Source organism: Streptomyces scabichelini (assembly GCF_011045015.1).
Taxonomy (GTDB): domain Bacteria; phylum Actinomycetota; class Actinomycetes; order Streptomycetales; family Streptomycetaceae; genus Streptomyces; species Streptomyces scabichelini.
Genome location: NZ_JAAKZY010000102.1, coordinates 1 through 17,850, shown reverse-complemented (window position 1 = coordinate 17,850; position 17,850 = coordinate 1). Strand labels below are relative to the sequence as shown.

At 67.8% G+C, this 17,850-nt stretch carries 17 protein-coding genes; 5 read left to right on the top strand and 12 right to left on the bottom strand.

The features are described 5' to 3' along the window. The 7 genes from G5C60_RS28185 to G5C60_RS28155 all read right to left on the bottom strand — a co-directional run bounded on the left by G5C60_RS28185 (position 1) and on the right by G5C60_RS28155 (position 6,759). Positions 1-1,326: an NtaA/DmoA family FMN-dependent monooxygenase gene (locus G5C60_RS28185; RefSeq protein ID WP_206440112.1), complete on the bottom strand. Its 1,326-nt coding sequence runs from the start codon at positions 1,324-1,326 to the stop codon at positions 1-3. Positions 1,327-1,331: 5 nt separating this feature from the next. Then, on the bottom strand, positions 1,332-2,006 hold the full coding sequence (locus G5C60_RS28180; RefSeq protein ID WP_165263738.1) for a cysteine hydrolase family protein: 675 nt from the start codon (positions 2,004-2,006) through the stop codon (positions 1,332-1,334). Further along, entirely contained in the window at positions 2,006-3,067 is a 1,062-nt protein-coding gene (locus tag G5C60_RS28175) for an LLM class flavin-dependent oxidoreductase (protein WP_165263737.1), read from the bottom strand. Before G5C60_RS28175 ends, G5C60_RS28180 begins: the two co-directional genes overlap by 1 nt. Before the next feature lie 79 nt (positions 3,068-3,146). After that, positions 3,147-4,271: an ABC transporter substrate-binding protein gene (locus G5C60_RS28170; RefSeq protein WP_338145954.1), complete on the bottom strand. Its 1,125-nt coding sequence runs from the start codon at positions 4,269-4,271 to the stop codon at positions 3,147-3,149. Between the two features lie 178 nt (positions 4,272-4,449). Continuing rightward, positions 4,450-5,307 carry an ABC transporter permease gene (locus G5C60_RS28165; RefSeq protein WP_165263736.1) on the bottom strand — a complete coding sequence of 286 codons (858 nt, stop codon included), beginning with the start codon at positions 5,305-5,307 and terminating at the stop codon, positions 4,450-4,452. Between the two features lie 16 nt (positions 5,308-5,323). Further along, complete coding sequence (locus G5C60_RS28160) at positions 5,324-6,172, bottom strand: ABC transporter ATP-binding protein (RefSeq protein ID WP_338145953.1); 849 nt, start codon at positions 6,170-6,172, stop codon at positions 5,324-5,326. Positions 6,173-6,333: 161 nt separating this feature from the next. Continuing rightward, positions 6,334-6,759 (bottom strand): hypothetical protein, encoded by a 426-nt coding sequence (locus G5C60_RS28155; protein WP_165263734.1) that lies wholly within the window; start codon positions 6,757-6,759, stop codon positions 6,334-6,336. Positions 6,760-7,096: 337 nt separating this feature from the next. On the opposite strand from G5C60_RS28155, the gene dctA reads away from it, so the two are divergent. The 3 genes from dctA to G5C60_RS28140 all read left to right on the top strand — a co-directional run bounded on the left by dctA (position 7,097) and on the right by G5C60_RS28140 (position 10,851). Continuing rightward, complete coding sequence (gene dctA / locus G5C60_RS28150; RefSeq protein ID WP_241267129.1) at positions 7,097-8,635, top strand: C4-dicarboxylate transporter DctA; 1,539 nt, start codon at positions 7,097-7,099, stop codon at positions 8,633-8,635. A 41-nt stretch (positions 8,636-8,676) separates the two neighbouring features. Beyond that, entirely contained in the window at positions 8,677-9,579 is a 903-nt protein-coding gene (locus G5C60_RS28145) for a LysR substrate-binding domain-containing protein (RefSeq protein WP_165263733.1), read from the top strand. A gap of 189 nt (positions 9,580-9,768) precedes the next feature. Continuing rightward, a complete protein-coding gene (locus G5C60_RS28140) occupies positions 9,769-10,851 on the top strand; it encodes a tartrate dehydrogenase (protein ID WP_165263732.1) in 1,083 nt (360 codons plus the stop codon). A 303-nt stretch (positions 10,852-11,154) separates the two neighbouring features. Here the strand turns inward: G5C60_RS28140 and G5C60_RS28135 are convergent, their stop codons facing one another. The 4 genes from G5C60_RS28135 to G5C60_RS28120 all read right to left on the bottom strand — a co-directional run bounded on the left by G5C60_RS28135 (position 11,155) and on the right by G5C60_RS28120 (position 14,745). Further along, on the bottom strand, positions 11,155-11,499 hold the full coding sequence (locus G5C60_RS28135; protein WP_165263731.1) for a hypothetical protein: 345 nt from the start codon (positions 11,497-11,499) through the stop codon (positions 11,155-11,157). A 123-nt stretch (positions 11,500-11,622) separates the two neighbouring features. Then, positions 11,623-12,408 (bottom strand): carbohydrate ABC transporter permease, encoded by a 786-nt coding sequence (locus G5C60_RS28130; protein ID WP_165263757.1) that lies wholly within the window; start codon positions 12,406-12,408, stop codon positions 11,623-11,625. A 59-nt stretch (positions 12,409-12,467) separates the two neighbouring features. Next, positions 12,468-13,331 (bottom strand): carbohydrate ABC transporter permease, encoded by an 864-nt coding sequence (locus tag G5C60_RS28125; protein WP_420907418.1) that lies wholly within the window; start codon positions 13,329-13,331, stop codon positions 12,468-12,470. Between the two features lie 136 nt (positions 13,332-13,467). Continuing rightward, positions 13,468-14,745: an extracellular solute-binding protein gene (locus tag G5C60_RS28120; RefSeq protein WP_165263729.1), complete on the bottom strand. Its 1,278-nt coding sequence runs from the start codon at positions 14,743-14,745 to the stop codon at positions 13,468-13,470. Between the two features lie 426 nt (positions 14,746-15,171). On the opposite strand from G5C60_RS28120, the gene G5C60_RS28115 reads away from it, so the two are divergent. Beyond that, positions 15,172-15,924 (top strand): DeoR/GlpR family DNA-binding transcription regulator, encoded by a 753-nt coding sequence (locus tag G5C60_RS28115; RefSeq protein ID WP_165263756.1) that lies wholly within the window; start codon positions 15,172-15,174, stop codon positions 15,922-15,924. A gap of 87 nt (positions 15,925-16,011) precedes the next feature. On the opposite strand, the gene G5C60_RS28110 is transcribed toward G5C60_RS28115, so the two are convergent. After that, positions 16,012-16,773 carry a DeoR family transcriptional regulator gene (locus tag G5C60_RS28110; RefSeq protein ID WP_165263728.1) on the bottom strand — a complete coding sequence of 254 codons (762 nt, stop codon included), beginning with the start codon at positions 16,771-16,773 and terminating at the stop codon, positions 16,012-16,014. A gap of 189 nt (positions 16,774-16,962) precedes the next feature. Here G5C60_RS28110 and G5C60_RS28105 point away from each other — a divergent pair, with 189 nt between their 5' ends. Beyond that, positions 16,963-17,820 carry an oxygenase MpaB family protein gene (locus tag G5C60_RS28105; RefSeq protein WP_338145952.1) on the top strand — a complete coding sequence of 286 codons (858 nt, stop codon included), beginning with the start codon at positions 16,963-16,965 and terminating at the stop codon, positions 17,818-17,820. The last annotated feature ends 30 nt before the right edge of the window (positions 17,821-17,850 follow it).

The following is a 17,850-nucleotide window of genomic DNA, read 5'->3' as shown; positions in this document are numbered from 1 at the left end:
TCACACCGCCAGGTTCTCGCGCAGCGTGGCGCCGGGGTAGGCCGGTGCCAGGGCGCCGCGGCGGCGCAGCTCCGGCAGCAGCAGCTCGCTGATCTCGGCGAAGCCCGAGGGCATGGCCAGCGGGCTGGAGAACATGTAGCCGCCGCGCGATCCGGTCGCCGCGAAGTTCTCCTCCAGTGCGTCCGCGACGGTGGCGGGGTCGCCGACGATGCTGTGGTCGAGCCCGGTCGCCCTCCCGCGGCCGTGCGCGAAGAACTCGGCGCGGCTCATCGTGTGGTTCTCGCCGAACTCGGCGATGAGCGAGCCGACGAGACCCGCGGGGCTCGCGTTGGCTGCCACGATCTCGTCGCGCAGCTCGGCCAGGGGGAACGACTCAGGCAGCGTCGAGAGGTCGTAACCGGCGTTGTGCGACAGGTAGGTGGCGACGGCCTCCTCGCTCCAGAACTCGTGCACCGCGTCACGACGCGCCTCTGCTTCGGCCGTCGTGCGGCCGACGATGACCTGCGTGGCCCAGAGGATGCCCACCTCGGCCGGGCCGCGTCCCTCGGCGAGGAGTGCCTCGTCGAGCAGTTTGCGGTGGCGGTGCTGGGCCATGAGGTTGCCGCCGAAGCCGAAGACGAGATCGGCGAGCCGGGCCGAAGCGGCAATGCCCCGGGGCGAGTTGCCCGCCTGGACGATGAGCGGGTGGTGCTGCGGACTGGGTACGGACGCCAGGGGGCCCTTGACGGTGAAGAAGCGCCCTCGGTGATCGATCGGGTGCACCTTCGAGGGGTCGGCGAACCGGCCCGTGTCCCGGTCCCGCACGATGGCGTCGGGCGCCACCGAGTCCCACAGCGCGCGGCAGACCGCGACGAACTCCTCCATCCGCTCGTAGCGCAGGTCGTGGTCCATCAGCTCCGCGAACCCGTAGTTCGCCGCGTCCGCGCCGCGTGTCGAGGCGACCACGTTGAAGGCGATGCGCCCGCCCGTCACATGGTCGAGCGAGTTGAGCAGCCGGGCCACGTAGAACGGATGCATGAACGTCGACGAGTACGTCAGACCGAAGCCGATCTTCTCGGTCACGGTGGACATCGCCGCGATGACCGGTGACATGTCGTGACGCGGCCATTGGATGCCCCACTCCACGGCCGGGTCGATGCTCCCGCGCCAGGTGCTGGGTATGCCGCTGCCGTCGCCGAAGAACAGCATGCCGACGCCGGCCCGCTCGGCCGTCCGCGCGAGTTCCATGTACATGCGTACGTTCGGGAAGTCCTGCCCGACCCACGAGCCCTGCCGGGCCCACGCCCCCTCGGTGTGGGCGAAGGAGAGGTCGAAGCCGATGTGCATGCCGTTCACCGCACGCCCTTCTTCCACAGTTCCTTCTGCCACAGTTCGACGACCTCGTCGGTGTCGCTGAGCACGGCCACGTTGAGTCCCAGCTGGACCAGGGCCGCGGCGTTGACGTCGAGGTCATAGGCGGCCGTCGCGTCCCGGGGGACGACGACGGGCCAGTCCAGCTGCACGGCGTCCTGGGCGGTCGCGTCGACGCAGCACTCGCTCGTCAGACCCACGACGGTGAGCCAGTCACAGCCGGCCGCGTGGAGCCGCGCGTCGAGATCGGTGCCGAGGAAGCCGCTGTACCCGCGCTTGACCACGCGCAGTTCATCTGTGGACGGCCGCATGCGGTACCACTCGGCCCCGGGCGTGCCGAGGACGCACGGCTCGTCCGGGCTCATGGGCGCGTCGTAGTCGCCTTGGCGCAGCCAGTTGCTCGACCGCCACGGCCGAGCAGGGTCACTGCCCAACTCGACCCAGACGACGGGCACTTCAGCCGCACGAGCGGCCTCGACGAGGTCGCCGATGCGGGTGACCGCCTGGTCGAGCGCTGCCAGGGCGGCATCCGTGAGGCCGTATTCGGCGAGGCGGTCCGGATCGGCGAAGTCCCGCTGTACGTCGACCACGACGAGCGCGGGCCTGCTGCCGGGCCGGGTGAGGTGGGCGAGTTGTCTGTCGCGCAGGTCGGACATCAGGCCGCCACCTCGTCACGCTCGCGCAAGGCGGGCAGTACGGTCTCGCCGAACAGCAGCATGTCCTCGTCGTACTCCGGGAAGATCAGCATGAGCCCGTCCAGGTCGGCCTCGCGCACGATGTACTCGATGTGCTCGGTGACCGTCCGCGCCGATCCCGCGACGTACGGGGTCTGGAACGCGGCCTCACCGCCTGCGCCCTCAGCCCAAGCGCGAGCCTGGTCCTCGGGTACGCCCCAGGTGCGGCGCATATGGGTGAGCGCCTCGCGGTCGAGGCCCGCGCCCCACTCCTTCACCTTCTTGGCGGCGAGCTCGTCGGTGTCGTCCTGGACGACGGTGAGCATCGAGTAGGTCTTGCAGACCCGGCCGCCCGCCTTCGCGCGCTGGTGGACGTCCGCCGAGAGCTGCCGCATCTCGTCGAGGCTCTCGGCGGCGAGGAAGGCCCCGTCGGCGTATGTGGCCTGGAAGCGGCGCGCCTCCTGAGACCGGCCCGCGTTGATGATGGTCGGCCGGATGTCCGGATGCGGGCGGGAATAGCAGTCGACGAGGTCGAAGTACGGCGTGCGCATGGTGACCGAGTCCTCGGTCCACAGCCGGGTGACCGCCTCCGTCCACAACTCCGTCATCTCGTAGCGGTCCGCGTGGCTGAGCTGCGGGTCCCACTCCCCGAACTGCTCGAACTCTCCCGCGTAGGAGCCGTTGACGATGTTCATGCCGGCGCGGCCGCCGGAGATGTCCTGGAGGGTGGCGAACATCTTCGCCGCGATAGCGGGGTTGTGGACGTTGGCGTGCAGGGTCGCCCAGATCTTGACCCGGCTGGTCGCCTCGGCGAGCGCCGCCATCATCGTCATCGACTCGAGCGAGCGACCCCAGTGGTCGGTGCTGCCGCCGAAGCCGCGCCACTTCGCCATCGACATGATGAAGTCGAGGCCGATGGTCTCCGCGTGCAGGGCCGCGCGCTTGTTCCACGCGTAGGTCGCCTGGGGGTGTGGCGCCGTCGTGGACAGCATCCATCCCCCGTTTCCGATGGGGAGGAAGATTCCGTACTCTTTCGCGGTCACGTTGGTGGGCCTTTCCGTGTGTTTGCTGATGCCGCGTGGGGAGCTGGGGCCGAGCGGGACGCGCCCCGGCCCGATGCGGCTACGGGGCGGGCCAGACGAGCTTGTCGGCGGTGTGGATGTTCGTCACGGGGGAGGTGTCGAACCATCCCTCGGCCTGAGCGGCGGTCACACTGTCGGGCACGATCTCGAACTGGTGCAGCATGTCGACGAGCCCCGCGACGTTCTTGGGATCGATGGCGCCGAACGGCTTTCCGGACGTCGGGTTGGCCTTGGCGACCTGCGTCTCGGTCTTCCAGATGGTCGCGTTCAGTTTCTTGTCGTACGTCGGTCCGGACAGCTCGGCCGCGTACCCGACGCACTCGGCGACCTGCTTGTCGTCGGCCGAGCAGTAGTCGTAGGCGTGCAGCGCGGCGCGCAGGATGTCCTCGACGGCGTGCGGGTTGGCCTTGGCGAACTTCGGGTTCACCGCCATCGCGCCGAGCGAACTCGGAACGCCGTAGTCGACCGGCTTCCACACGGTGACGTCTTTGCCGGCCGCCTTGAGCTGGTTGGGCTCGTTCGAGATGAATCCCGTGAGCGCTTCAAGACCGCCCTGCCTGCGCGGCAGTACGGAGGGGTCGTAGCCCTGCTTGACCAGCTTGAGCGAGTCCCACTTGACCCCGGCCTTGACCAGCATCGCCCTGACGCCGGCGGGTACGAAGCCCTTGTGGCCGACGACCTTGCCGTCGAGCTGGGTCAGGTCGGTGATGTCCTTGTTCGTCATCAGGATCTCGAGGCCGGCGTCCGAGTACGAGGAGATGCCCGTGATGTCGATCCCGTTGGCCCGTGCCTGGATGACGTCCTGCTGGGAGACAGGACCCACGGTCGCCTGTCCGCTGGCGAGCAGCTTGGTGTTCTGTGCCGTGTCGCCCGTGCCGGGCTTGAGGTCGACGTCGAGGCAGAGGTCCTTGAAGTACCCCAGCTTGTCGGCGGCGACGTACTCGAGGATCGACACCGACGACTGGTACTGGTAGCCCGACAGGTAGGTGATCTTGCCGGCGGCCTTGTTCTCGGCGCAGCGCTCGGCGGAGATCGCGGACCCTTCCGAGCCCGTCGAGGTGCTGTCGCCGGAGTCCGAGCCGCATCCCGCGACGCCGGCCGTCAGCGTGATGGCGGCGAGGGAGGCGAGTCCGGATCTGATGAGGCGGTTCTGCGTGGGTGACACGGCTGACATCAGTGACGTCGGTGACATGGGTGACTCCGAACTGGCGCTGGGCGCCGGGAAATGGCGTGGATGAGGGCATGGTGTGGATGAGGGCATGAGGCACTGAGTGCCCCGCCATCGCGGGTCACGGATAGAGCGACGTGAGGCCTTGAGCCGGTCGGTCGGTGTGAGGGGCGCGTCAGTTGTGCGCGCTGTCGTGCCAATGGAGCACGCGGCGCTCGACCACGGTCACGACGAGCAGCAGCAGTACGCCCATCACCGCGAGTACGAGAATCGAGGCGTATACGACCGGCAGCTGATTCATCGACGAGGCCACGCTGATCGCGGTGCCGAGGCCGCGAGTCGATCCCGACGCCGACATCTCGGCCACCACGGCGCCGACGATCGACAGCGGGAAGACGATGCGCAGCGCCGCGAACACGAACGGCAGCGCGTTGGGGATACGCACATGCCGCAGCAGCTCCAGGCGGCCGGCATCCATCGTCTGGTACACCTGCAACACCTGCTGCGGCACGGACCGCAGACCGGCCGCGGTGTTGATGAGGATCGGGAAGAAGCAGATCAGGCCGGCGATGACGAGCTTGGGCAACGGGCCGAAGCCGAAGGCCACGACCAGGGCCGGTGCGATCGCCACGAGCGGGGTGACGTTGAGGACGACCGCGATCGGCATGACCGCCCGGCGCACGAGGGGAAGTTCACTGGTCAGCACCGCGAGGGCGAACGCGGCGACGAACCCCATCGCGAGGCCGGCCACCGCCTCGCCCAGGGTGACCAGGGCGTTGTCGACGTAGTAGCCGAATTGGTCGGCGAGAGAGTTGCCGATGTCCGGCAATGGCGGCAGCAGATACGGCAGTTCCCCGGCTCCCCACTGCCAGAGGGCGGCGAGGATCGCCAGCATCACGAGGAGGGGCAGCCAGACGGACGGGCGGATCCAGGCGATGCGGGACTTCGGGTGGCTGAGGCTGAAGCGCGACGGTTCGGCGGGCGGCTCCGTCGCGGTCGCCAGGGCGGTCGTGCGTTCGTCGGCTACGGTCATGTCCGCACGCCCCCACTCACGCGGCCTCGCCGTGCCAGGCACGGCGAAGGCGGTCTCGGACCAGGTCCTCGTACTCGTGGAAGCGGCGCTCCCCGAAGAGGCGTTCACCGCGCGGCCGGGGCAGGTCGACGTCGATGGTGTCCACGATGCGGCCGGGGTGCGGGGCCATCACGACCACGGTGTCGGAGAGCCGGACGGCCTCGGGTACGGAGTGGGTGACGAACAGGACCGTCGTCTTCAACTCGTCCCAGAGATCGAGCAGTTGGTCCTGGAGGCTCTCGCGAGTGAATTCGTCGAGCGCCGAGAACGGCTCGTCCATGACGAGTACGTCGGGCCGCAGACCGAAGGCGCGCACGATCGCGGCACGCTGCCGCATACCGCCGGACAACTGCGCCGGGAGCTTGTGCATGGCCTCGCCGAGACCCGCCTTGGCGAGGAGTTCCCGCATGTCGGGGATGTCCGGGATGCCGGGGGCAGAGGGCGCGGCTTCCCGTTCGGCGAAGCCGGCGATGCGTTCGCGGCGCCCGGCCGCACCCTTGTTGATCTTCTGGGGCAGTGTGACGTTCCGCAGCACGGACAGCCAGGGCAGCAACGCCGGGCTCTGCGGCACGAGGCCGATCATCTTGGCGGCGCACGCTTTTGCCGGCGAGACACCGTGCACCCGCACCTCGCCGCGGTCGGGCTGCTCGAGGCCGGCGACGAGGCGCAGCAGTGTCGACTTGCCGCAGCCGCTGGGGCCGATAAGGCTGACGAAGCGTCCGGACGGCACCGTCAGGTGAACATCGTCGAGGGCATTCGTCGCGGACGACCCGAATCCGTAGACCCGGTGCACCGACCGTAGTTCAAGTGCTGGCGTACCAGTCACCTTCACGCTCCCATCCATGTAGCGAGCACGAAGGCCCGGTCCTGGAAGTCGGAGAGCGTGCGTAGCGAGTGCGGGGGACTGCCACGCGGAAATCCGCTTAGGTGTCTCCGACCGTAGGAGCCTCGTGTTTCGGTCCGCCACCGCGGTTTGTTTCGCGGACTTTACGTTCGGTCTTGCAGTGTTACGGCCGTGCTGCCGTCGTAGACGTATATCTCGACCCCGAGGTCCGCCGCCGCACGTGCCACCCAGCCGCCGAGCGCTTGCAGGATCAGCTCGGTGACCAGGAGCACCGTGCGCTCGGCTGTCGGTACGGAGTCCCGCAGCCAGAGCAGCTTGAACATGTCCGCCATGACCTTGTTGCGGTAGGCGGGCTTGTAGGCGCCCTGATTGCTGACGAGTTGAACGAGCACGCGGCCCGCGGCGTCGATCCCCTCGACCTCGACACGGCTGCCGTCGGGCAGCATGAGCGGCTTGGGACGCAGCCGGATATCGAGCCGCTCGCCGAGAGCGAGCAACATACGGCGTTCAATGGAGCCCTCGGTGAACCGGCTCCACTCGTTGGGGGCATCAAGGACTGTCAGGTGCACCCGCCGGAGTCTAGGAAACGCCCGTTTCCCACGTGTTTCGCGTGGTGAGTGCCGCCGCCTCCACGATCTCCGACTGCCGAGGAAAGCGCTCACGTCGGTCCGACCGCAGCGTTTCGTATAGGCACTGCCTATACGGGGCATCGGTTTTTGGTCGTGGACCTCCTCGTCTGTGACCCGCTTCACTGTGCCGGTAGGTGGTGCGACGACCGGTCGGGACCCGGTGTCGTACACGGGTCTTCGAAGCCGGCACCGGACGCGCGGCATCCCGCCAGGGGTGCGCGTTCCTTGTCCGGGGAGTGCGCCGACGGGCCCTACCCGTGCCTGGATGGAGGTTGCAATGACGCATGCCCCGAAGGAAGCCGAAGGCGATGCCGTGGTGAGGAAGAAGCCGTGGTACCGGCAGCTGTACGTGCAGGTGCTGGTGGCGATCGTCATCGGGATCGTGCTCGGCTGGCGGTGGCCGGATCTGGCCACGTCGATGGAGCCGATCGGCACCACGTTCATCACGGCGATGAAGATGCTGATCGGGCCGATCGTGTTCCTGACCATCATCGGTGGCGTCGCCGGAGTCGCGGACCTGAAGAAGGTGGGCCGCACCGGGATCAAGGCCCTGACCTACTTCCAGCTGGGCACGATCGTCGCCATGGCCACGGGGCTCGTCGCGATCAACATCTTCCGGCTCGGCGACGGCGTGCACGCCGACCCTTCCGAGCTGGATGTGTCGGGTGACGCAGGTCAGTACATCGAGACGGGCGAACACCAACACTGGTGGGAGTTCCTGACGGGCATCGTGCCGAACAGCTTCTTCGGTGCCTTCGTCGAGGGAGACATCCTGCAGGTGATCTTCCTCGCGGTGATCTTCGGGATCGCGCTGAAGTCCGTGGGCAAGGCCGGTGAGCCGATCATCGCCGGGGTCAACCGCCTGACCGAAGTCGTGTTCAAGGTGCTGTCGTTCGTGATGAAGGTGGCTCCGCTGGGCGCCTTCGGGGCGATGTCCTACGCCATCGGGAAGTTCGGCCTGTCGACCCTGACGAGCCTCGGCTCGCTGATCCTGCTCTTCTACGTCACCTCTGTCCTGTTCGTAGTGATGGTGTTGGGCGGCGTGCTCGCCGCGTACGTACGGCTGAACATCTTCCAGCTCTTCCGCTACTTCAAGGAGGAGTTCTTCCTGATCCTGGGTACCTCCACCGCCGAGCCCGCCCTGCCGGGCCTGATGCGCAAGCTGGAGTTCATGGGCGCCGAGAAGCCCACGGTCCGTCTGGTGGTGCCGACGGGCTACAGCTTCAACCTCGACGGGGCCGCGATCTACCTCTCCCTGGCCACCCTCTACATCGCGCAGGCCACCGACACCTCACTCTCCGTCGGCCAGCAGCTCGGCCTTCTCGCGGTGATGCTGCTGACGTCCAAGGGAGCGGCCGGCGTCGCCGGCGGCGGCTTCATCGCTCTGACCGCGACGCTGTCGACCGTCGGCCACGTGCCCGCGGCCGGGATCATGCTCGTCTTCGGCATCGACAAGTTCATGTCGGAGTGCCGGGCCCTGGTCAACTTCTACGGCAACGCGGTCGCCACCTTGTTCGTCGCCCGTTGGGAGAACGGCCTCGATCTGACGCGGGCCCGCCAGGTGCTGTCCGGCGAGATACGGGAAGACGCCCTCGCACCAGGCCAAGACGCCCTCGCGCCAGGCGACGAGGCGCCCGTACCGGATCCCGCACCGGACGGAGACGCCACCGCGCAGAGGGAGAAGGCAGCTTCTCCCGCCGATCCCGCTGCTGGAGCCGCCGAACCCACTGTCGCCGTCGACGAGCCGCCTGCCGGAGCCGAGATACCCGCCTCGCGGCCGACCGAGGATGACCAGGCGATCCCGGCCAACCGATAGCGTCCGCCTATTGCCCGAGGCTGGTGGCAGTAGGAGGAACCGTGGACGCCCGGCAGCTCGAGTACTTCCTCGCCATCGTGGAGCACGGCGGATTCAGCAAGGCGGCCGCCGCGCTCCACGTGGCGCAGCCCTCGCTCTCCCAGGCGATGGCGAACCTGGAAGCCGATCTGGGCGTCTCGCTGTTCCACCGCATGGGCCGCGGCGTCGTACTCAGTGAGGCAGGGGCGGAACTTCTCGAACCGAGCCGCCGCGTACTGCGCGACCTGGCGGCCGTCCGGGACAGAGCCGCGGCCCTGTCCGGTCTGCACGGCGGCACCGTCGAGGTGGCCGCCATGCCTTCACCCGGCATCGAGCCGCTGACCGGCCTGATCCACCGTTTCGCCGAACTGCACCCGTCCGTCACCGTCAGCAGCCGGGGCGCGTTCACGCCCGAGGAGGTCGTGGCTCTCGTCCGCAGCGGCGTCTGCGAACTGGGGCTCCTCGGGGCGGCCAAGCCGGTGGCGGTGTCCGGTCTGGACGTACTGCCGGTGGAGGAGCAGCCGTTCGTCGTGGTGGCCGGTGCGGACGGAGAAGTGGAGGACGGGGCGACCCTGCGCCCGGAAGACCTCGGAGGGCGCAAGCTGATCGCATCCCGGGGCGGGAGTCTGATGCGCACCATCGTCGACGACATCACCGCGCACACCGAGGGCACCGACATCGTCGCGGTCGTCGACCACCGCACCTCCATCCTCCCTCTCGTGCTGACCGGGGTCGGGATCGCGGTCCTGCCCGCATCCTGGACCCGGCTGGCCCGTCGCTGCGGTGCCGTCGTGGCGTCCATCGAGCCCACGGCGCATCTCCATGTCGCCATGATCAGCCTGCCCGCCCACCTCACGCCGGGGGCCCGCGCCTTCCTGGAGCTGACCCGTTCGTACGCCCAGCGGAAGAGCCGCCGCGAGCCGTAGCCGCAGTACGACGCCAGACCGATCGGTTGCACCTATGGGCCGTATCGGAAGCTCGTCTTGGACGGGTCAGGGACTCACTGGGTTGACTCGGAGATGTCGAAGAAGGCGTCGGCGAAGACGTCGAATCACCCCGGCTCCCGGCTTCTGGCTCCCGCCCGAGCAAGGGAACCCCATCACCGGAGGCTCCTTGTGACCGCAACCCGCACCTTCCGTATCGCCGCCATCCCCGCCGACGGCGTTGGCGCCGAGGTCGTCGCCGCGGGCCGCGCCGTGCTGGACGCGCTGGCCGCCGACTCCCAGGGAGCCTTCGCCTTCGACTGGGAGGAGTTCCCCTGGGGATGCGGCTACTACGAGCGGACCGGCAAGATGATGGACGACGACGGCCTCGACCGCCTGAAGAACTTCGACGCCATCTACTTCGGCGCCGTCGGCTGGCCCACCGTCCCCGACCACATCAGCCTGTGGGGCCTGCGGCTGAAGATCTGCCAGAACTTCGACCAGTGGGCCAACGTCCGTCCGGTGCACTTCCTGCCCGGCGTCCAGAGCCCTCTTCGCAAGGCTGACGACACGGAGCTCGACTGGGTCGTCGTACGTGAGAACAGTGAGGGCGAGTACGCCGGCCTCGGCGGCCGCAACCTCTCCGGACGCGGGCCGGGCGGCGAAGTCGCCGTCCAGTCGGCCCTGTTCACCGAGGTGGGCTGCGAACGCATCATGCGCTTCGCCTTCGACCTGGCCCGCACCCGTACGCACCGCAAGGTCTCGTCCGTCACCAAGAGCAACGCCCAGCAGTACGGCATGGTCCTGTGGGACGACGTCTTCCAGCGGGTCGCCGCCGACTACCCCGACGTGGAAACCGAGAGCGTTCTGGTCGACGCCATGTCCGCGAAGTTCGTCCTCCGTCCCGAGGATCTCTCGGTCGTCGTCGCCTCCAACCTCAACGCCGACATCCTCTCCGACCTCGGCAGCGCGCTGGCCGGCAGTCTGGGCCTGGCCGCAAGCGCCAACCTCAACCCCGAGCGCCGCTTCCCCAGCATGTTCGAGCCGGTCCACGGTTCTGCCCCGGACATCGCCGGCCAGGGTCTCGCCAACCCGATCGGCGCGGTCGGCAGCGCCGCGCTGATGCTGGAGCACTTCGGCCTGCCCGACCAGGCCGCCAGGCTGCACAAGGCGATCGAGGCCACGACCGCCGCGGGCATCCTCACCCGCGACGTCAGCGGCACCGCCTCGACGGAGGATGTGACCAAGGCCCTCATCGACGCGCTCGGCGCCTGACCGATCTCCCGGTCGCCCACCCCCACCCGGTGGCACCTCCCGCAGTGGCGCACCCGAACGTCCCGGCCTGTCTCTGACGTCGCGCCGGCAGACCGGGACAGGCCGCCCGCCGAGACAGGCGGCCGCCCCGTGCCGGGCCCACGAGCCACTGCTGCTCGGGGCCCGGCATGTATGTCCCGCGCGACGGTCAGGCACCGGAGAAGCGGTGGAGCGCGCAGCGCTGCCTCGCACGGACGTCCTGGGCCCGGCCGGAGGGGTGCCCGTGGTCACCGGTCGGGACGTGATCATCGCCCAGCCACGGACTCAACTCTCCGCGTCGGAAAACCTCTGCGCGAGGTCGCGATGCCTGTCTGCGGCCAACTTCCCCTGAGCAGGGCTGATGGTCGATCCAGGCATGCGGCTCAACCGTTCGACCTCCTCCGCGAAGCGCAGGTGTTCGCGTCGCGCGTGCTCACGGCAGGCAAGGCAGGTGACACGATCCGGGCGCGGAGAGGCCATCGCATACGGCACCCGCAGTCCGCATCCGGTGGTGACGAGGCTCGGCAGGTCGCCGGCCAGGCCGAACGTGGCTGCCACCAGGTTGCGGACGGCGGCATCGCCGTGGACCACCTTCGACTCGACATGGATGTGCGGATCATTCCCGCTCATGGATCCTCCCTGCCCTGGCGACCGGCCTGACATCGCCTGTCGCATCGCCTGTCGCTCGCACTGAATCCCCCCGGGCGCGGGCAGCGGGCCCGCTCCCGCCCGCGCCCTGACCGGCTCAGTCGCTCACTCGCGCACTGCCCCCTTGGTGGCGTCGGCGATGAAGCTGCGGGCAAACAGGGAGAACACCACTACCAGCGGCAGTACGGCGAGCAGTACGCCGGCCATCACCATGGCGTAGTCCTGTCGGCCGTGCGAGACGTTGAGCTGGGAGAGGGCGACCTGCAGGGTCACCTTGTCGGGGTTGACCAGGGCGACGAGCGGCCAGACGTAGTCGTTCCACGCGGCGACGAAGGTGTAGATGCCGAGGAAGGCGAGCCCGGGCCGGACGGCCGGCAACCCGACGTGCCAGTACTGCCGGAAGAAGCCGCAGCCGTCCATGCGGGCGGCGTCGATGAGTTCGTCGTGAATGGCGCCGATCATGTACTGACGCATCCAGAAGATTCCGAAGGCGTTCGCTGTCGCCGGGAATATGACGGCCTTGAGTGAGCCCAGCCAGCCCAGTTCCGCCATGATGAGGTACTGGGGGATGATCGCGAGCTGGAGCGGCAGCATGAAGATGCCCATCAGCATGGCGAACAGCGCACGTCTGCCGGGGAATTCGTATTTGGCGAAGGCGAATGCCGCCAGGGAGTCGAGGAGCAGGACGAGCACCGTGGTGCTCACGGCCACGATGACCGTGTTGAACATCGCCCCGAAGAAGTCGATGCTGTCCAGCAACCGCTGGATGTTGTCGAGCAGATGAGGACCGAAGGTGAGCTTCGGCGGATATTTGGAGATTTCCTGCGTCGTGTTGGTCGCCATCACGATGGTCCAGTAGAACGGGAACATCGAGATCAGGACCCCGGCCATCAGGATCGCGTGGAGGAGCAGTCCTCTGGCGGTCAGTGGCCGACGGACACGGGGTGCCTTCACGGCTTCCTCCTTCCTTGGACGACTCTCCAGTTGATGACCACGAACAGCAGAATGACCAGGAAGAATGCCCACACGATCGCGGCGGCGTAACCGAAGTTGTTGTTGTCGAAAGCCTGGTGGTAGAAGTACAGAAGTGTGGTCAGTCCGGCCTGTCCAGGACCGCCGGAATTCGGATTGTTGGCCGCGTTGCTGCCGAACAGGACCTGAGGCTCCGTGAAGCTCTGCAGGCCGTTGACCGTAGAGATGACCACTGTGAACAGAATGATCGGACGCATCATCGGAACGGTGATGGAGAAGAAGGTCCGTACCGGCCCCGCGCCGTCGAGCTTGGCCGCCTCGTAGACATCTGAGGGAATCGCCTGAAGGCCGGCCAGGTAAATGATCATGTTGTAGCCGGTCCACTGCCAGGTCATCAGCATGGCGATGACCGCCTTGATGGTCCACTCGTTGTTCAGCCAGGGGACCGACGGCACGTTCACCGCCTGCAATACCGCGTTGACGACGCCGAACCGGTCGCTGAAGGCCGAGAAGAAGAAGATGGAGACCGCGACTACAGAGGTGACGTTCGGAACGAAGTAGGCAACGCGGTAGAAGCTGGTGAGGCGGCGCGTGGAATTCAGCATGGTGGCCAGCACGAGCGCCATGAACAGCATGGGGAACGTGGCGAACACCCAGATCACCAGGGTGTTCCGCAGCGCCAGCCAGAAGGTGGGGTCGTCGAGCAGGAAGCGGAACTGCTCAAGCCCGACGAAAGTCTTCTCGCCGATGCCGTCCCAGCGCTGGAACGCCAGGTACAGCGAATAGACCATCGGGAAGAACAGGAAGGTCAGGAACAGCAGGAAGAACGGCGACACCGCCACGTACTGCGGCCAGAAGGACAGAAGCCGCCGCAGCCCCCGGCGCCGTTCGGGCCGTCCGGTACTCCGGGCGGTCCTGCGGTGCTTCTGAGGAACCTCGGGCGCTGCGGCGGGTCCGGCCGTGGGGGGTGCTGCCACTTCAGCTCACGCCCTGCTGCTTGGCGATCTGCTTGGCCTGCTCGACGGCGTCGTTCCATGCGTCGTCCGGCTTCTTGCCCTTCGACTCGATGCTGGTCAGCTCGTTGTAGAACGGCACGGACACCGCCGCGTTCGCCGGGGCCTCGTAGAAGGCCGGCACCTTCTCGGCGGCCGGGCCGAAGACCTCGATCGTCTTCTGCCCGCCGAAGAAGGGATCGCCTCCGGTCAGGGCGGGCAGTTTGTAGGCGGCCGGGGCCGAGGGGAACAGTGCCGCGTCCGTGAAGCCGCGGGCCTGGTTCTCCGGGCTGAGCAGCCACTTGATGATCTCGAAGGCGACTTCGGGGTTCCGGCACTCCTTGGGCAGGGCCAGGAAGGAGCCGCCCATGTTGGAGGGTCCGCCGGGCAGGGAAGCGACCCGCCACTTGCCCGCGGTGTCCGGTGCCATGTCCTTGACGTCCAGCGCCATCCAGGCGGCACCCAGCTGGGTGGCCACTGTCCCGTTGGCCACGGCGGCCTTCAGGCTCTCGTCGTTGATCTTGGCGTCGGCGCCGGATTCGTAGAGCTGTACGGCAAGGTCCCAGGACTTGCGGACGTGCTCCTGGTCGCCGATGAACTTGTTGTCCTCGTCGATCATGCGCTTGCCGCCCTGTCCGATGGACATGTCGAAGACGGCCGTCATGTTGTTGAGCAGAAACGCCTTGGGGTAGGCCTTCTGGATCTCGGCGCCGATCGCGAAGTAGTCCTCCCAAGTGGATATCTCCGCGGCCACCTTGGCGGGATCCGTGGGCAGTCCGGCCTTGGCGAACATGTCCTCGCGGTAGTACATCGCGGTCGGACCGATGTCGATCGGGAACCCGATCTGCTTGCCGTCCTGCGTCTGTCCCTGCTTCAGCTTCCAGCCCAGGTACTCCGAGGCGATCTTGTCGGCCCCCAGGGTGTTGAGGTCGATGAACCGGCTGGCGTTGGGCAGGAAGGAGGCGATGTCCTCGCCCTTGATCCCGGTGATGTCCGGTACGAAGCTGCGGCCGTTCATCGTGGTGAGCAGCTTCTGCTTGAAGGTGCCGCCGATGACCGAGGACTTCAGCGTCACGTCGGTGAACTGCTTCTTGGCGTCCGCCACGACCTTGTCGCTGAGGCCACCGCCCCAGTACCACAGGGTCAGGTCCTTGCCGTCCTTCGTGCTGCTGCCGCTGTCCGAGTCGCCGCACGCGGCGGTGACTCCGGCGCCCGCCGCGACGAGCAGCGCCGTCTGGACGAACCGTCTACGGGACAGATCCACTTTCGTTCTCCTACTGTTCGACGTGATCGGTGACCGCGGGCGTTTCGCCCGGGCACCGGCCGTGCTGTGTCCGGGACGGAGATCCGTCCGGTGCCAGGGGCGGCGGGCCGCCGGGCGCCCCGTGCGCCCGCCGGTTCGAGCTCCATGAGGCGCGGTCCCGCCGGGAAATCGGCCCGGACCGCACCGGGCTGCGCCGGTTCGGCGGGGCAGAGCTGTTGAGTCGCAGGGCCTGAGACATGAGCGCTTCCCCTCCCCCTGAGCAGCCGACGGCGAACGGCGGCACGGTGCCTTTCGCTCAGGAAGTACCGGTGCAGTGATTACACCTGCTCGAATTACGCAGAAGCTTGCACCTAGTGCGCAGGTCTGACAAGACTTCATCGCGATCCTGCGCGACTTTGATTGAACTTGGAGGGTGGAGTGACCGTCATGCTTCCCGACCGCCGCTATGAACTGATCTTGCGGGCGCTTCGCTCGGACGGCCCGACCGCCGTCGTCGCCCTCGCCGAGAGACTGGGCGTGAGCCAGGCGACGATCCGCCGTGACCTGGCGCAATTGGAGGACGAGGGTCTGCTGAGACGGGTCCACGGCGGCGCGATGCCGACCGAGGGCGGAGACGAACCCTTCACGGAGGTGGCAACCGTACGGGTGGCGGCGAAGGACACACTCGCGGACAAGTGCGCCGACCTCGTCAGCGACGGTGAGATCCTCCTGCTCGACATCGGCACCACGACACACCGGTTGGCGCGCCGCCTGCGGGGCCGCGCCCTCACCGTGATCACGAGCAGTCTCGCCGTGTACGAGGAACTGGCCGACGATCCGTGCATCCGGCTGGTGATGCTCGGCGGAGCCGTCCGGCGCGACTACCGCTCGCTGGCCGGCTTTCTCACCGAGGACAATCTCCGGCAGGTCCATGCCGACCGGCTGTTCCTGGGCACCAGCGGCATCCGCCCCGACGGCCACGTCCTGGACACCACCTCCGCGCAGGTGCCGGTGAAACGGGCCATGATCGCCGCCAGTGAACAGGTGGTACTGATGGCGGACGCCGGAAAGTTTCCCGGCACCGGTATGGCCCGGGTGTGCGGGCCCGACAGTCTCGACATGGTGGTGACCAACGCGCCCACGGACCTGGCGACGCGCATCGCGCTGCAGACGGCCGGAGTCGAGGTGACCGAGGTGTGAGACCGATGTTCCGAGCCCCGTCGGAAGCGCCCGGTTCCGCCGTTCGGCCCGAAGGCGATGCTCATGTCTGCACCACCGCCTCGGTGGTCACGTCTGCACGACCGTGACACCCGCCTCCTCCAGGACCGCGCATGTCGCCGCGTCCGCCGAGGTATTCGTCACGACCACATCGAGTTCCTCGGGCCCGCAGACCTGGGCCATGCCCGTGCCGGGGAACTTCCTCTCGTCGGCGAGGAGCACCACCCGGTCACCGGCCGCGATCATGGAGCGCTTGACGGGCACCTCGATGACGGTGGTGTCCATGACCTGGCCGCCGCGGCGGACACCGCTCGTGCCCAGGAACAGCCAGTCGGCGTGCAACTGCCGCAGATTGTCCTCGGTGAGAAAGCCGACCAGTGAGCGGTACTCGCGTCTGACCACGCCGCCGAGCAGCACCAGCTCGATACCCTCCTCCTTCGAGAGTTCCTCGTACACCACGAGATTGCTGGTGATCACGGTGAGTTGACGACCGTGCAGCTGCCGGGCCAGCCGATAGGCGGTCGTTCCGATGTCGAGAAGGACCGACTGACCGTCCTCGATCATGGCGGCGGCCCGCACCGCTATCGCGTCCTTCTCGGCCACGCCCACCTCGACGACCTCCGCGAACGGCTGGTCGCCCTGCTGGTCGCCCTCCCCGATGATCGCGCCCCCGTGGACCCGGGTGAGCAGCCCCTCCTCCTCCAGCCGGACCAGGTCCCGCCGGACGGTCGCGGCGCTCACGCCCAGCTGCCCGCAGAGGTCGGTCACAGAGGCGGGGCCTCCCGAGCGCAGAGCTCGCAGTATCAGTTGGTGTCGTCGCTCAGCCAGCACGCGCTAGACAGTACTCGTCAAACACAATCAGATCTATGCGCGTTCTTGCAGAAGTTTTTCCGTCTTTCAGCGCTGTGAACCCAGTGTTCCGCTGCCCGGCCTGCAGACTTCTGACACCCTCGAACGGCGCTCGAACGCGTCAGGGACATTGTCTGGTGCCGGCAGGCAATCCTCGTCACACTGGGCAGCGTGGATGGGGATCACACCGGCGATCAGGGGCTCTTCGGCCCTTCCTCGATCACCTGGCAACTGCACAGCGACCCGATGATGTGGGTCGCCGGCGTCCGCGCGCTCTATCTCCAGGCCCTGCACCCGCGCGCGGTACGTGGCGTCATGCAGAATTCCGACTTCCGCAACGACGCCTGGGGCCGGCTGCTGCGCACGGCGAACTTCGTCGGTACGACGACGTACGGCACGACGGAGGCCGCCGAGAAGGCCGGTGCCAAGGTCCGGAAGATCCACGCCATGCTCACCGCGACGGACCCCGACACGGGGGAGCGCTACCGGATCGACGAACCAGAACTGTTGCTCTGGGTGCACTGCGCCGAGATCGACTCCTACCTCGATGTCGCGCGCCGCTCCGGGATCCGCCTCATGGACGCGCAGGCCGACCGCTACATCGGCGAAAACCGCGCCGCCGCCCGGCTGGTCGGTCTCGACCCCGACGGCGTACCCGCTGACCAGGCCGAACTCGCCGCGTACTTCGAGAAGACACGCCCCGAGCTGGCCGCAGGACCAGAAGCACGGGACGTCGACGACTTCCTGCGCCGGCCGCCGACGCCTGCCCTGCTCGTCCCGGCGCGCGAACTTCTGTGGCGGGGCGTGGCGGAGCTGGCCTACGCCTCACTGCCGCCCTATGCGCATGAGCTGTACGGGAGATCCGCACCGTCGCGCGACGCCGTGAACCTTCAACTGCGTTTCACCGGCACCATGTTGCGCAGCATTCCCGCACGTGTGCGCTGGCAACTGCCGCCCAAGCACATTATCCGTGCCATGTCACGGCTCGGCCCCGGCTCCCGACCGGCCCCGTACAAACTCGGACGATAGCTCGCCATACTGGACGGGCCAGGGGAGGGC

Coding starts and splice junctions, on each gene's coding strand:
- G5C60_RS28185 (WP_206440112.1), bottom strand. CDS start 1,326: ATGCACATCGGCTTCGACCTCTCCTTCGCCCACACCGAGGGGGCGTGG.
- G5C60_RS28180 (WP_165263738.1), bottom strand. CDS start 2,006: ATGTCCGACCTGCGCGACAGACAACTCGCCCACCTCACCCGGCCCGGC.
- G5C60_RS28165 (WP_165263736.1), bottom strand. CDS start 5,307: ATGACCGTAGCCGACGAACGCACGACCGCCCTGGCGACCGCGACGGAG.
- dctA (WP_241267129.1), top strand. CDS start 7,097: ATGACGCATGCCCCGAAGGAAGCCGAAGGCGATGCCGTGGTGAGGAAG.
- G5C60_RS28135 (WP_165263731.1), bottom strand. CDS start 11,499: ATGAGCGGGAATGATCCGCACATCCATGTCGAGTCGAAGGTGGTCCAC.
- G5C60_RS28130 (WP_165263757.1), bottom strand. CDS start 12,408: ATGGCCGGGGTCCTGATCTCGATGTTCCCGTTCTACTGGACCATCGTG.
- G5C60_RS28115 (WP_165263756.1), top strand. CDS start 15,172: ATGCTTCCCGACCGCCGCTATGAACTGATCTTGCGGGCGCTTCGCTCG.